The 13207-nt window shown below is 67.5% G+C and carries 18 protein-coding genes and 1 tRNA gene; 11 read left to right on the top strand and 8 right to left on the bottom strand.

The window, feature by feature from the left end; translation table 11 throughout:
* Window positions 1-51 precede the first annotated feature (51 nt).
* A complete protein-coding gene (locus QE363_RS15900; protein ID WP_307100223.1) occupies window positions 52-441 on the top strand; it encodes a response regulator in 390 nt (129 codons plus the stop codon).
* 1 nt (window position 442) lies between these two features.
* Here QE363_RS15900 and QE363_RS15895 read toward each other — a convergent pair whose 3' ends face one another.
* Window positions 443-1288, bottom strand: coding sequence for a class I SAM-dependent methyltransferase (locus QE363_RS15895; RefSeq protein ID WP_309696809.1), 846 nt, complete (start codon window positions 1286-1288; stop codon window positions 443-445).
* A gap of 58 nt (window positions 1289-1346) precedes the next feature.
* Here QE363_RS15895 and QE363_RS15890 point away from each other — a divergent pair, with 58 nt between their 5' ends.
* The 5 genes from QE363_RS15890 (at window position 1347) to QE363_RS15870 (ending at window position 3794) form a co-directional block, all read left to right on the top strand.
* Window positions 1347-2108: a ComF family protein gene (locus tag QE363_RS15890; RefSeq protein WP_309696807.1), complete on the top strand. Its 762-nt coding sequence runs from the start codon at window positions 1347-1349 to the stop codon at window positions 2106-2108.
* Between the two features lie 31 nt (window positions 2109-2139).
* Window positions 2140-2397, top strand: coding sequence for a glutaredoxin 3 (grxC, locus tag QE363_RS15885; protein WP_307100218.1), 258 nt, complete (start codon window positions 2140-2142; stop codon window positions 2395-2397).
* Window positions 2394-3218 (top strand): carbon-nitrogen hydrolase family protein, encoded by an 825-nt coding sequence (locus QE363_RS15880; protein ID WP_309696804.1) that lies wholly within the window; start codon window positions 2394-2396, stop codon window positions 3216-3218. The genes grxC and QE363_RS15880 overlap by 4 nt, the downstream gene beginning before the upstream one ends.
* Entirely contained in the window at window positions 3215-3646 is a 432-nt protein-coding gene (locus tag QE363_RS15875; RefSeq protein WP_309696801.1) for a DUF1178 family protein, read from the top strand. The genes QE363_RS15880 and QE363_RS15875 overlap by 4 nt, the downstream gene beginning before the upstream one ends.
* A gap of 71 nt (window positions 3647-3717) precedes the next feature.
* A tRNA-Arg gene (locus QE363_RS15870) sits at window positions 3718-3794 on the top strand.
* A gap of 95 nt (window positions 3795-3889) precedes the next feature.
* On the opposite strand, the gene QE363_RS15865 is transcribed toward QE363_RS15870, so the two are convergent.
* Window positions 3890-4087 carry a hypothetical protein gene (locus tag QE363_RS15865; RefSeq protein ID WP_307100212.1) on the bottom strand — a complete coding sequence of 66 codons (198 nt, stop codon included), beginning with the start codon at window positions 4085-4087 and terminating at the stop codon, window positions 3890-3892.
* Between the two features lie 147 nt (window positions 4088-4234).
* Here QE363_RS15865 and QE363_RS15860 point away from each other — a divergent pair, with 147 nt between their 5' ends.
* The gene (locus QE363_RS15860) at window positions 4235-4651 is read left to right on the top strand and encodes a DUF2721 domain-containing protein (protein ID WP_307100210.1); all 417 of its coding nucleotides are present in this window, start codon (window positions 4235-4237) and stop codon (window positions 4649-4651) included.
* Window positions 4652-4679: 28 nt separating this feature from the next.
* On the opposite strand, the gene asd is transcribed toward QE363_RS15860, so the two are convergent.
* Window positions 4680-5540: an archaetidylserine decarboxylase gene (gene asd, locus QE363_RS15855; protein WP_309696797.1), complete on the bottom strand. Its 861-nt coding sequence runs from the start codon at window positions 5538-5540 to the stop codon at window positions 4680-4682.
* Between the two features lie 38 nt (window positions 5541-5578).
* On the opposite strand from asd, the gene QE363_RS15850 reads away from it, so the two are divergent.
* Window positions 5579-7255, top strand: a complete 1677-nt coding sequence (locus QE363_RS15850; protein WP_309696795.1) for an aminotransferase class III-fold pyridoxal phosphate-dependent enzyme — start codon at window positions 5579-5581, stop codon at window positions 7253-7255.
* 204 nt (window positions 7256-7459) lie between these two features.
* Here the strand turns inward: QE363_RS15850 and QE363_RS15845 are convergent, their stop codons facing one another.
* The 3 genes from QE363_RS15845 to QE363_RS15835 form a co-directional block, all read right to left on the bottom strand.
* Complete coding sequence (locus QE363_RS15845; protein WP_309696793.1) at window positions 7460-8083, bottom strand: hypothetical protein; 624 nt, start codon at window positions 8081-8083, stop codon at window positions 7460-7462.
* Entirely contained in the window at window positions 8080-8733 is a 654-nt protein-coding gene (locus QE363_RS15840) for a methyltransferase domain-containing protein (RefSeq protein ID WP_309696791.1), read from the bottom strand. Before QE363_RS15840 ends, QE363_RS15845 begins: the two co-directional genes overlap by 4 nt.
* A 284-nt stretch (window positions 8734-9017) precedes the next feature.
* Window positions 9018-10367 (bottom strand): methyl-accepting chemotaxis protein, encoded by a 1350-nt coding sequence (locus tag QE363_RS15835; protein WP_309696788.1) that lies wholly within the window; start codon window positions 10365-10367, stop codon window positions 9018-9020.
* A 160-nt stretch (window positions 10368-10527) separates the two neighbouring features.
* Between QE363_RS15835 and QE363_RS15830 the strand changes: the two genes are divergently transcribed.
* Window positions 10528-10995, top strand: coding sequence for a hypothetical protein (locus tag QE363_RS15830; RefSeq protein WP_309696787.1), 468 nt, complete (start codon window positions 10528-10530; stop codon window positions 10993-10995).
* Between the two features lie 63 nt (window positions 10996-11058).
* Here QE363_RS15830 and QE363_RS15825 read toward each other — a convergent pair whose 3' ends face one another.
* Together QE363_RS15825 and QE363_RS15820 are read right to left on the bottom strand one after the other, a co-directional pair.
* Entirely contained in the window at window positions 11059-11319 is a 261-nt protein-coding gene (locus QE363_RS15825) for an SWIB/MDM2 domain-containing protein (protein ID WP_307100197.1), read from the bottom strand.
* A 56-nt stretch (window positions 11320-11375) separates the two neighbouring features.
* On the bottom strand, window positions 11376-11579 hold the full coding sequence (locus QE363_RS15820; protein ID WP_058734057.1) for a DUF2945 domain-containing protein: 204 nt from the start codon (window positions 11577-11579) through the stop codon (window positions 11376-11378).
* A gap of 107 nt (window positions 11580-11686) precedes the next feature.
* On the opposite strand from QE363_RS15820, the gene QE363_RS15815 reads away from it, so the two are divergent.
* Both QE363_RS15815 and QE363_RS15810 read left to right on the top strand, forming a co-directional pair.
* Window positions 11687-12802 (top strand): S-(hydroxymethyl)glutathione dehydrogenase/class III alcohol dehydrogenase, encoded by a 1116-nt coding sequence (locus QE363_RS15815; protein ID WP_309696783.1) that lies wholly within the window; start codon window positions 11687-11689, stop codon window positions 12800-12802.
* A complete protein-coding gene (locus QE363_RS15810) occupies window positions 12802-13188 on the top strand; it encodes a VOC family protein (RefSeq protein WP_309696781.1) in 387 nt (128 codons plus the stop codon). Before QE363_RS15815 ends, QE363_RS15810 begins: the two co-directional genes overlap by 1 nt.
* Window positions 13189-13207 lie beyond the last annotated feature (19 nt).

Here is a 13207-nt window from a genome sequence, read left to right as displayed (position 1 = left end):
CATGACCTTGAGCATCAACGCATTCGGGCTCGACGTGGCAAAAGGACGCGGATGAACGTTCTTTTCATCGAGGATGACCGCATGAACCGCCGGGTCGTGCGCGACATGCTGGACGTCGCGGGCGCAACCATGGCCGAGGCCGAGAGCGCGGAAATCGGCTTGGAGATGATCGACCGCGACACCTATCACATGATCCTGATCGATCTGCGGATGCCCGGCATGGACGGCATCACCGCGATCCGCCACATCCGCGCGCGCGGCGACGACAAGGCGGAACTGCCGATCATCGTCGTCACCGCCGACAGCGGCGTCGATCTGCGCGAACGTTGCATGACGGCGGGCGCGGACGATGTGATCGTCAAGCCCGTCGCGATGGACCAGCTGTTCGAGGCGATCGGCCGTATCCTGGCGGGGGATCGCGGCGGGGCCATGATCTCCTAGATTATTCGGCCGGGGGCTTGGCCTTCAGCGCGTCGGCCAGCGAAGCGGTCGCGCTGCCCCGCTTGGCGGGTACGGGCTGCGACGGATCGGGGGTCCAGCCGGTCAGGAAGATCAGGCTGAACTGCTCGCTGGTCCGGCCGTCCTCGTCGGCCATGTCGGCAAAGGCGGCGGCGGCGGAGGCCAGGGCGGTCCGCCCGATCGGCCGCCGCTCGGCCAGCAGGTTGCTTGCTGCCATGCCGCGCAGATCGCCCAGCAGCCGCCCGAAATCGCGGTAGCGCACCTCCAGCGTCTCGATATCCGCGACCGGCAAGGTGAACCCGGCGCGCATCAGCAAATCCCCCGCCGAGCGGACATCGACCTGCGGGTGAAGCCGCGCCACCGGCCGCTCCGCCTCCGCCACGCGCAGCGCCGCGCGAAGCCGGGGCAGCGAGCCGCCGCCGACAAACGCCCCCAGGAACAGCCCGTCGGGGCGCAGCACCCGCCGGATCAGCGTCAGCACGCCGGGCAGGTCGTCGATCTGGTCGAGCACGCCCGCGCTGACCACCAGGTCGAAGCTGCGATCGGCGAAGGGCAGTCGGTCCTCGTCCGCCTGTACGCCGCCCGCCGCGCGGGCAAAGGCGAAACCGGGGTCCAGCCGCGCCACATGCGCGCCCGGCGGAACCGGAAAGCCCCCGTCGAAACAGCCCAGGTCCAGGACGTCGCGGAACGGCCGCGTCACCGCATCCAGCCGCTCCGCCAGGCCGTCGAGCATCGCGGCGCGCAGAAAGTCGTGCGCGGCATAATCGGGCTGGGCGCGGTCGCGGCGGTGGCGGCGGGCGTTACGGTCGAAGATGGTGGTGGGGGTCACGGTCGCGCTTGTGCGCGCTCAACCGATCGGGGACAAGTCGGATCATGGGGCGGGGGACATGACGCGGCCGGGATTTGCGGCGGGGCGGGCGGCGTACAGGCTGGTCGGCTCGTTGATCCGCCTCGTCGCCGATTGGGCGTTGCCGCCGCGCTGTCCCGGCTGCGGCGAGCCGGTCGAGGCGGATCATCGCTTCTGCGCGGGCTGCTGGGGGCAGTTGCGCTTTCTGGATGACATGGGATGCGCGAGTTGCGGGCTGCCGATCGTTCCGGAAGCGGGGCGGGAGGCGCGCTGTGCGACGTGCCTCGCCTCGCCGCCGGTCCATGCGGGGATCCATGCGGCGGTCGCCTATGGCCCGATTGCCCGCGAATTGCCGATCCGGCTGAAGCATGGCGGGCGGATCGGGGTGGCCGAGACGATGGCCGGGCCGATGGCGCGGCGGATGCCGGAAGGGGCCGAACTGCTGGTGCCGGTGCCGCTGCATCGCTGGCGGCTGTGGCGGCGCGGCTTCAACCAGGCCGTATTGATCGGCGCCAGCCTGTCGCGGCGGACGGGCGTGCCGATGCTGCGCGACGGGCTGGTGCGGGTCAGGGCGACCCCGTTGCTGCGCGGCCTGTCGCCCCGGCAGCGGCGGGCGGCGATGACCTCGGCCTTTCGCGTGCCCGACCCGGCGCGGGTCGCGGGGCGGCGGGTGGTGCTGGTCGACGATGTCTATACCACCGGTGCGACGACGGGGGCGTGCGTCCGCGCGCTGCTGGCGGCGGGGGCCGCTTCGGTGGCGATCCTGTGCTGGGCGCGGGTCGTGGAGGGGGCGGACGATTGACAATAGGGCCCGCGCGCCACACCTGAGGGGGATGGCAAAGGTCGAAATCTACACCAAGGCGTTCTGCCCCTATTGCACCCGGGCCAAGGCGCTGCTCGCCTCCAAGGGCGTCGAGCCCCAGGAATATGACATCACCATGGGCGGGCCGCAGCGCGCCGAGATGATCGAGCGCGCAGGGGGGCGGACCACCGTGCCGCAGGTCTTCATCGACGGCCAGCATATCGGCGGATCGGACGATCTGGCCGCGCTCGACAAGCGGGGAGGGCTCGACCCGCTGCTGTCGGCATGACCGACATCGCCGTCCTGCAGATGACGGCGGGGATCGACCCCGCCGCCAATGCGGCCGTGCTGGAACAGGCGATCGCCGAGGCGGCGGGGCGCGGCTGCGCCATGCTGTTCACCCCCGAAATGTCCGGGCTGATCGACCGCGATCGTGCGCGGGCGGCCGGGCATCTGGTGGTCGAGGCGGACGATCCGGTGCTGGCGCGTGTCCGGGCGGCGGCCGCCGCGCATGGGCTTTGGGTCCATCTGGGTTCGCTGGCGGTGCGCGGAGCGGACGGGCGGCTCGCCAATCGCGGCTATGTCATCGACGATGCGGGCGCGATCCGGGCCCGCTATGACAAGATGCATCTGTTCGACGTCGACCTGCCCAGCGGCGAGAGCTGGCGCGAATCCGCCTCCTACGCGCCCGGCGAGCAGGCGGTGGTGGTCGACACGCCGGTCGGGCGGCTGGGCCTCGCCATCTGCTACGACCTGCGCTTCCCCGCGCTGTTCGCCGCGCTGACCGAGGCGGGGGCGACGATCCTGTCGGTGCCCGCCGCCTTTACCCGGCCGACCGGCGCGGCGCACTGGCATGTGCTGTTGCGCGCGCGGGCGATCGAAGCGGGCGTGCATCTGGTCGCCGCCGCGCAGACCGGCGAGCATCAGGACGGCCGCGCGACCTATGGCCATTCGCTGGTCGTCGGGCCCTGGGGCGAGGTGCTGCTCGACATGGGCGAGGCGGCGGGGCTGGGCGTGGCCGCGATCGACCCCGCGCAGGTGGAGGCGGTGCGCGAGCGGCTGCCCGCCATCCGCCATCGTCGCGCCATTCCGCCGGTGGCCGTGACATGATCGTCTTCGACCTGCGCTGCGGCCAGGCGCATGTGTTCGAGGCATGGTTCGCCTCGTCCGGCGCCTATGCCGAACAGCGCGAGAGCGGGCGGATCGAATGCCCGATATGCGGCGACCGCGACATCGAAAAGGCGGTGATGGCGCCGCAGATCGCGGCCAAGGGCAATAGCCGCCCCGACGCCCCGTCGCCCGAAGCGATCAAGGCCGCGCTCCGCCATCTGGCCGGAGAACAGGCCAGGATGCTGGAAAAATCGACCTGGGTCGGCACCGCCTTTGCCGACCGGGCCCGTGCGATGCATGACGGCGAGGCTCCCGTCACCCAGATCCATGGCCAGGCCAGCCTTGCCGAGGCCAAGGCGCTGGTCGAGGAGGGCGTGCCCGTCGCGCCCTTGCCCTTTCCGGTGGTGCCGCCCAAGCTGACCAACTGACCGGCGCGCATGGGGCGCGGCAAACGCTCTGGACCGGACCCCGCGTCCCCTGTATCACCGCGCCCGCATGGGGCCCCGTAGCTCAGCAGGATAGAGCATCAGATTCCTAATCTGAGGGCCACTGGTTCGAATCCAGTCGGGGTCACCATGTCAATTTTCCAATGCCTTGGCGATCCCTGCCGGGCGTGGAAAAAGAGCCGCAACCGGTGGCTGCGGCTCCGCTGTCCGGCCAGGCCGACCGGCTTATTTCTGCTTCTTGGCCTTCTTGGCATAATGATGGTGCGCCAGCGCGCAGCCCGCCGCTGCCCCGGCGACGCCATGCCCCTTTCCGACCATATGGCCCGCGACACCGCCCGCCACCGCGCCGCGGATACAGCCCTTGGCATAGACCGGGCTGGCGAGCAGCGTGGCACCGGCAAGGGCGATTAGGGCGATCCGCATGACATCCTCCTGGGTTATCCGATCGCCTTCCAAGTATCGGGACCGATCGCCTGTTCCATGACAAATATGTCAGGGCGGTGCCGGGGACATGGCGGGGAACATCGCGGCGGCTTGATCGATCGGGGATCGGTGGAGAATGGACCCGATATGACCGAACCCTTGAACGCGGCCGCGCATGTCATTCAACTGGCGCTGACGCCAATCTTTCTGCTGACCGCCGTGGGATCGTTGCTCAACGTGTTCGCCACCCGGCTGGGGCGGATCAGCGACCGGATCCAGGCGCTCAAGCGCGACGGACGGGCGAAGAGCTTCGAGATGCGCCGGTTGCGCCTGCGCTCGAAGATCCTCGACATCGCGGTGACGATGACGGCGGCAGCGGGCGCGATGACCTGTTGCTCGGCGATCACGCTGTTCCTGGGGACGTTGCGCGAATCGGGCCATGCCTCCCTGCTGTTCTTCTTCTTCGGCGGGGGCCTGCTGTTCGCGGTGGCGGGGTTGGCCTGTTTCGTCGGCGAGATCACGATCGCCGGACGGGCCCTGCGCGACGAGAACGACAGCCAGTGACCGGCGTTCGGGAGAGCCGCGCGAGCGGTCACGCCGTGCGCCCGATCGCCTCACCCGCACGGATGGTCTGTCCCTCCGTCAGCGTATCCAGCAATCGCATGCCCCGAGGCAGGAACAGGATGATGGTCGAGCCATGCTCGAACCAGCCCATCTCCTCGCCCTTGCCGATCCGCGCGGTGCAGGCGCGGCGGCCGGGACCATGCTCGCGCAGGGTGCGTTCGGTGTCGAGGCAATGGAGCCGGATGCTCGCCACCAGGATCGCCGCGACCGGCACGATCAGCAGCGGCTGGCCCGACACCAGGGTCCGCGCCTCGATCACCGCGCGTTCGTTGCGACAGAAGAGCCGCTCGACCCGCTTGAGCGCGATCGGATTGACGTTCCAGCAATCGCCCGAGAGATAGGTCACGCCCTCCACCGCAATGTCGGTCGGCGCGTGGAAACGGTGATACATGCCCGCCGTCAGCCGCAGCGTGACGAACGATCCGTTGCGGAACCGCTCGACCAGCGCGGGGTCGGGGATCAGGTCGCCCAACCGATAGGGAAAGCCCTTTACCTGATAGAGTCGATCGTCCGCGATTTCGCCATGCGCGCCGACCAGCGCGTCGCAAGGGGATGCGACCGTGTCGGGATCGCCGTCGAACGGGCGGGCCCCGTCGCGCAAGGGGCGGACGAAGCCGTCGCGCAACGACCGGAACCGCGTCGTCCGCGCGTCCGACAGGTCGACGCCCGCGAAGAATTTCCACAGGGCCAGGCAGGGCCGGGCGATCAGCGGATGCTCGATCCGTGCGATCCGACCGACCATCTTGGTCGCGAACCGGCGCGGCAGGCGGTTGGTGACGAGGAAATTGATGTCCTCGTTCAGAAAGAACCGCATGATGGGTCCGCGCATTGTCATGCCTCCGTCATGGGCACGCGGTCAAAGGCCGCATGAACCCGATTCTCACTGGCCTGATGGCCGTCTCCGCCGGTGCGGTCGCCCTGACGAAAGGGCATCGCCGCCTGACCCTGTCGCGCGCCAAGCATCCCGGACTGGGCGGCCATGTCCGCATGGCCAAGCGGATCGCTGGGCAGATCCCGTTCTACAGCTATGGCGAGGATCGCTTCTTTCGGGTCGATGGCGCCCCCGATGCGGTGGCCGGGCAGCGGCGCGCAGGGTTCGAGCGGCTGGGCGCCTTGTTCGCGCAACGTTATGCGCAGACGCTGGCGCTGACCCGCGAGACGCGGTCCGGCCTGTCCGACCTGCAATTCACCGGCGCATACCGCGTGCCGTTCCAGTTTCGCGAGAAGGTCCGCACGACGCTGGCGACCGGGGCCTTTTACCAGCGGTCGGAGGGGCCGATCCTGGTCGATCTGGACGGCAACAGGCTGATCGACCTGACCGGCTCCTACGGGGTCAATCTGTTCGGCAACGACTTCTACAAACGGACCATGGCCGAGGGGGCGGCGACCGTCGCCGATCTGGGCGGGGTGCTGGGGTCGTTCCACCCGGTCGTCGCCGACAATGTCCGTCGGCTGACAACCCTGACGGGGATGGACGAGGTGTCCTTCCACATGTCCGGGACCGAGGCGGTGATGCAGGCGGTGCGGCTGGCGCGCTATCACACCAAGCGTCCGCGCCTGGTGCGGTTCGCCGGGGCCTATCATGGCTGGTGGGGCGATGTGCAGCCCGGCATCGGCAACCCCGTGCCCGCCGACCGCACGCTGACGCTGGCCGACATGTCCGAGCGGACGCTGAAGGTTCTCGCCACGCGCAAGGACATCGCCTGCGTGCTGGTCAATCCGCTCCAGGCGATGCACCCCAATGGCTCGGCGCCGTCCGACGGGCAGCTGGTCGATGGCGGGCGCAAGGCGGGGGCGGACATGGCGGCCTATCGCGACTGGCTGCACCGGCTGGCGGATGTGTGCCGGGCGAACGGCATCGTCCTGATCTTTGACGAGGTGTTCATGGGCTTCCGCCTGGCCAAAGGCGGGATGCCCGAATATTTCGGGGTGAAGCCCGACCTCATCACCTATGGCAAGACGCTGGGCGGCGGGTTGCCGGTCGGCGTGCTGTGCGGCCCGGCGCATCTGATGAAGCGGTGGCGCGAGGATCGCCCGGTCGACATCTGCTTCGCACGCGGCACGTTCAATTCGCATCCCATGGTGATGGGGGCGATGAACGCATTCCTGCGGCGGCTGGAAACGCCCGAGGTGGCCGCGCTCTATGACGGGCTGGACGAGCGGTGGAATGCGCGGGCCGCGATGTTCAACGCAGCGATGGCGGCGGCGGGGCTGCCCCTGTCGGTCGCGCATGTCCAGACGATCTGGACCATCCTCTATTCGGTCGCTTCGCCCTATAACTGGATGCTGCAATATTATCTCCGGGCGCAAGGACTGGCGTTGAGCTGGGTCGGGACCGGGCGGCTGATTTTCAGCCTCGACATCGACGACACCCTGTTCGCCGAGATTTGCGACCGCTTCGTTGCAGCGGGACAACAGATGCGTGACGATGGCTGGTGGTGGACCTCGCCCGATGCGCCGAAGGAGTTGAAGGCGGCGAACAAGGCGATCCGGCGGCGGGTGTTGAAGGAGTCGCTGGCGGTGCGACTGGGGCGGGGAAGGTAAAGCCCCCACTTCTTAAGCCCCTCCCGCAGGCGGGAGGGGTTTGGGGAGGGCAGGGCCGCAAGCGATGCTCTCTGTGAGACACCTTGCCCTCCCCCATCCCCTCCCGCCTGCGGGAGGGGAGCGGCCAGACGAGAGGCCGGAATATAAAAGGGGGCGGCGGTCCTTCTCGAACCGCCGCCTTGTCCGTCGAACCGAAGCCGCGTGTTACGCCGCCTTCAGATCCTCGAAATCATCGACATCGTGATGATCCATCCGCTCTCCCTTCATCAGGCGGCGGGGGGCGCTCTTGTACATCTTGAAGTCGTTGAACGGGTCGGTGACGATCTTGGTCGCCCAGACGAGGCCGGTCTCCAGGTCGCGCTTCGCCCAGAGCTGCATGACGCGCACCACGATCGCGCTGACGCCCAGGCCCAGCCAGCCGATGCCGACATGGCGCAGATAGCCCATGAAGCCGTCCGGATAGTCGAGCGTCCCGAACAAGGTCGGCTGGACCAGCAGCACCAGCGGGATCGCGCCCCAGATGCCCATCAGCACATATTTGCGGACGAGGTTGTAGCCGACCTTGATCTCTTCCTTATGCTCGTGGGTCGCCTTGTTCACATGGTCATAGCCCTTGGGCTCGAAGAAGAAGTGTCCGGCCTGGCGGCTGGTCATCGCCACGCCCCAGGCGAGGAGGCTGGCCACCGCCGGATCGATGAACAGCAGCACATAGGCGGTCAGGAAGGTGCAGGCGCTGACGAAGTGCAGGCTCTGATTGACCAGGCTGTGATGATAATAGCGATGATCGTCCCACCGCTGTTCGGCGAGCTGCGCGCGAAAACCAGTCATTGGACATGTCCTTGGGCGGAAGGCTGGCGCTTGGCGAAGCGGACCAGCGAGAAATGGCCGAGCGGGGGCAGGGGGCGGCTTTCGACCAGTTCGACATCGCCGCGCGTCGCCGCCCAGTCGGTATAGCGTTCGAACGGGAAGTCGGTGCGGAAGCCCAACCGGCTGGTGATCGGCATCAGCGTCTTTTCGATCGTGCCGCGAAGCCCGTCGCCCGCCCCCACCCGCGTCGTGATGACGATCTCGCCACCGGGGCGGCAGATGCGCGCGAACTCGTCCAGCGCCTTTTCCGGGTTCGGCACGGCGGTGATGACATATTGCGCGACCACCACGTCGAAGCTGTTGTCGGCGAATTGCAGCGCCTCGGCATCGCCGTAAGCGATCTGCTCGACATGGCTCAGCCCGCCGCGCGCCACCCGTTCGCGCGCCTTGTCGAGCATCGGCTCGGACAGGTCGACGCCGACGATGCGGTTGTCGCGCGAATATTGGGGCAGCGATATGCCGGTGCCCACGCCCACCTCGATGATCCGGCCGCCGATGCGTTCGGCCGCGACGATCGCGGCGGAGCGGCCTTTTTTGAAGACGGGGCCGAAGACCAGATCATAGACAGGCGACCAGCGATCATAGGCCTTGGTGACGCTGGCGGTACTCATCTGCGTTGCCATCGAAGGGGCATCCCGTTGAACGACGATGCGGCCCCTGTTCGCAGCAGGCGGTGACAATTTGACGACAAGTCGCGAGTCTTTTGCGACGATTTCGCAGATCGGAAACCGAAGTGTCACATGGGTGGAATGAATATGTCGTAATGCGCTGCTAGAGGTTATTCTGAGATATGCTGTTCTCGGCAAAGATCATCGCCGGGCAATGCTTTGCCTGTCGGCGCCAGGTCTTCGTTATCGGGGAAATATCTGTCGGCTTGGGTGGCGAATCGTCGGGATCATGCGGCCCGGCGGGTGGGGCGGGCGGGCTGTGCCCAGGCTGCGGCGTGCAGGGCCCTGCCATGGTCGAACCGGCCGACCGTATCGGCCATGCCCGTCGCTTCCTGCGCGAGTTCGCGCGCGGCGGCGGTGGCTTCCTCGACCATCGCGGCATTTTGCTGGGTCATCGAATCCATGTCGTTGATCGCCAGGTTGATCTGCGAGAAGCCGGTCGCCTGTTGCTGCGCCGAATTGGCGATGTCGGCGATCAGCCCGCTCATCTCGCGGACCTGCGCGGCGATCCGGTCGAGCGCGGTCCCGGCGGCATGGACATGCTCGACGCCCGCGCGGACCTGTTCGGCGGAGGCGCCGATGCGGCTCTTGACGTCCTTGGCGGCATCGGCGGAACGCTGGGCGAGCGCGCGCACCTCGCTGGCGACGACGGCAAAGCCCTTGCCCGCGTCACCGGCGCGCGCGGCCTCGACCCCCGCATTCAGCGCGAGGAGGTTGGTCTGGAAGGCGATGCCGTCGATGACCGCGATGATCTCCGAAATCTCGGTCGAGGTCCGCTCGATCCCGCCCATCGCATCGATCGCGCGGCGGACGACGGCGCTGCTTTCGGCCGCGTTGGTCTGGGCCGCCGTGGCGACGTCGGCGGCGCGGGCGCCGCTGACCGCCGATTGCTGGGCGGTCGTGTTGATCTGATGCACGGCGGCGGCGGTTTCCTCGATCGAGGCGGCCTGCTGCTCGGTGCGCATCGACAGGTCGTCGGCCGCCTTGCGTATCTCCCCCGCCCCGGCGAGCACCCGCTGCGAGGCGGCATCAATATCGCCGATCGACCGGCGCAGCATCGCGGCGGTGTCGTTGAAGCTGCTGCGCAGCGGTTCATAGTCGCTGCGAAAGGGCGTATCGATGCTGTAGGTCAGATCGCCCGAGGAAATGGTGGCGAGGCCGGTGCGCAGCGCATCGACGACCTGGCTGGTCTCGTCGAGATCCTGGATGATGACCAGCAGGTCGTCGGGCTTCACCACCGGCGCGGGCAGCAGCATGACCATGAAGCGGCGAAGCTGGCCGTTCGGACTGGTGTTCATCCACTCGAAACGGGCCGAGCCGTCGCGCAGCGCCTGTTGGACGCGTTCCTGGATATGGACCGCGGTCGGCCGCCCGTCGCCCTGGGTGGGGGCGGAGAAGACCAGCGGGTCCTGTCCGATCACCTCGGCGCGGGGACGCTCATAGATGCGCTCGGCGGCGGCATTGCAGGCGATGAAGCGACCTTCGGACAGCAGCATGATGGCATCGGGGGATCGGTCGAACAGGGCGATGGCGACGCGATCGTTCAAATTCGTATTTTCGCGATGAAACCACTTCATCCTGTCGCCTTCCATCCGGTCCTGTCCTGACGGTCGGCTTAGGATGATTCGCTTAACATAGCTTTAGGAAGACAGGGATTTTTCCGGCGGGCTCGCAGGGGCTTTTCCCGCCGGGGGGCAGGGGATAAGCCGTCGCCTCCTCTTGTCCGGACTGTCGCCCATGCGTCGCGTGCCCGCCCTGATCCTTTGTCCGCTGGCGCTGGTCGCCTGCCAGCCGTCCGGCTCCGACGGCCGCACCGACGCGGTGGATGCGGCGGAAAGCCGGGAGCGCGCACGCCAGGAAAAGGCGGCGCGCGAGATGGTCGCGCAGACCGAGGATCAGGTGCGGGTCAAGATGCTGGAACAGCGGATCGCGACGCTGGAGGCGCAGGTCGCGGCGTTGCAGGGGGATCGCAAGCTGCTGGATGCGCAACTGGTCGAGCAGCGGCTGAACCAGATCGAACTGGAGCGTGTCGGGGCGGAGGCGGCGCCGGGCAATGTGCCCGCACCGACGGCGGCACCCGCATCGCCGTCCGCAAGGGGAGCGGCCAGAGCCGCCGGATCGGCCGTGTCCCGGCCTGCGGCACCCCGGCCGACGCCGTCTGCGACACCGCCCGCGCGCAAGCCGCTGGTCCTCGACCTGCGATAGCTGGCACGCGGGCGGCGCGAGGGGGATTCCCCGGCGCGGTGGCCGGGGGCCCGGATAAGAAGCTTACTTCTTCAGGTGCGCCGAGATGAACTTGTTCATCTCGAACATGGTGCACTTGTCCTTGCCGAACACCTTCTTCAGCTTGTCGTCGGCCAGGATTTCCCGCTTGTTTTCGGGATTCTGCAGGTTGTTGGCCTTGATGTAATCCCACACCTTGCTGATGACCTGGCTGCGCGGCAGCTTATCGTTGCCGACGATCGCGCCCAGTTCCTCGGACGGCTGGACCGGCGCGTGGATGCCGGTGCCCGTGGTTGCGGTGGCCATGATATTCCTTCCCTTAATCCTTCAGCATCCCAGCCGCTTGGCGGGACGCGCGTGAATCACGCCTTCTTCAGCGCGTCCGCCTTGTGCGCCGCCTTTCCGCCATTGTCACTCTCTACTATGTATTGCGGCTCGTCCTTCGATGCGCGGACGGTATGGCCCTTGATGCTCGTATCGCTGGTCTGCTTCTTCACGACCTTGCCCTCGGCGGTGCCGCCATGGCTGTTCCACTCGACATGGTCGCCCTTCTTGAATTCGGTCATCGTCGCTCTCCCGGTTTGTGCAGGCCCATCAATCCGCCGGGGCGTTCGTTGGTTGCACATGCGGGCGCATCGGGGCATCAGGACGCCATCTGAGGAGACTGGAATTCATGAAGACCCGCGCCGCCGCCGTCGCCTTCGAAGCGAAGAAGCCGCTCGAAATCGTCGAACTCGATCTGGAAGGCCCCAAGGCCGGAGAGGTCCTGGTCGAGATCATGGCGACCGGCATCTGCCATACCGACGCCTATACGCTGGACGGCCTGGACAGCGAGGGGATCTTCCCCAGCGTGCTGGGCCATGAAGGCTGCGGCATCGTGCGCGAGGTGGGCGCGGGTGTGACCAGCGTCGTGCCGGGCGATCACGTCATCCCGCTCTACACCCCCGAATGCCGCCAGTGTAAGTCGTGCTTGTCGGGCAAGACCAACCTGTGCACCGCGATCCGCGCGACGCAAGGCAAGGGGCTGATGCCCGACGGCACGACCCGGTTCAGCTACAAGGGCCAGCCGATCTTCCATTATATGGGCTGCTCGACCTTCTCGAACTTCACCGTCCTGCCCGAAATCGCGGTCGCCAAGATCCGCGAGGACGCGCCGTTCGACACCAGCTGCTATATCGGCTGCGGCGTGACGACGGGCGTGGGCGCGGTGGTCAACACCGCCAAGGTCCAGCCGGGCGAGAATATCGTCGTCTTCGGTCTGGGCGGCATCGGCCTGAACGTCATCCAGGGGGCCAAGCTGGCGGGCGCGGGCCGGATCATCGGCGTCGACATCAACCCCGACCGTGAGGAATGGGGCCGCCGCTTCGGCATGACCCACTTCCTCAATTCCAAGGGCCTGTCGCGCGAGGAGACGATCGCGAAGATCCTAGAGCTGACCGATGGCGGCGCGGATTACAGCTTCGACGCGACCGGCAATACCGAGGTGATGCGCACCGCACTGGAGGCGTGCCATCGCGGCTGGGGCACCTCGATCATCATCGGCGTGGCCGAGGCGGGCAAGGAGATCAGCACCCGGCCGTTCCAGCTGGTGACGGGCCGCAACTGGCGCGGCACCGCGTTCGGCGGCGCGCGCGGGCGCACCGATACGCCCAAGATCGTCGACTGGTATATGAACGGCAAGATCGAGATCGATCCGATGATCACCCACCGGCTGACGCTGGAGGAGATCAACAAGGGCTTCGACCTGATGCACAAGGGCGAAAGCATTCGCAGCGTGGTGATCTTCTGATGTTCAGCCATGTCGTGCTGGGCGCGAACGATATCGCCGAGGCCAAGCGCTTCTACGACGCGATCCTGGGCGCGCTGGGCGCGCCCGAGGGGGTGATCGATCCCTGGGGGCGGCTGGTCTATAGCCATGAGGGCTCGCGCTTCCTGCTCACCCGGCCGCTGAACGGCGAGCCCGCGACCCATGCCAATGGCGGGACGCTGGGCTTCGCGGCAAAGTCGATCGAGCAGGCGGACGCCTGGCACGCCGCCGGGCTGGCGCATGGCGGCACCGCGATCGAGGACCCGCCCGGCTATCGCTATCCGCCGGTCGGCAAGATCTATCTGGCGTATTTGCGCGATCCGACCGGCAACAAGCTGTGCGCGCGCTATCTGGTGCCCGCCGCCTGACGGTCCCAAGGGGGGAATG

Source organism: Sphingomonas sp. SORGH_AS_0870 (assembly GCF_031453175.1).
Lineage (GTDB): Bacteria > Pseudomonadota > Alphaproteobacteria > Sphingomonadales > Sphingomonadaceae > Sphingomonas.
The sequence above is the reverse complement of the archived record's forward strand: the minus strand, read 5'-3'. Positions and strand labels throughout refer to the sequence as shown.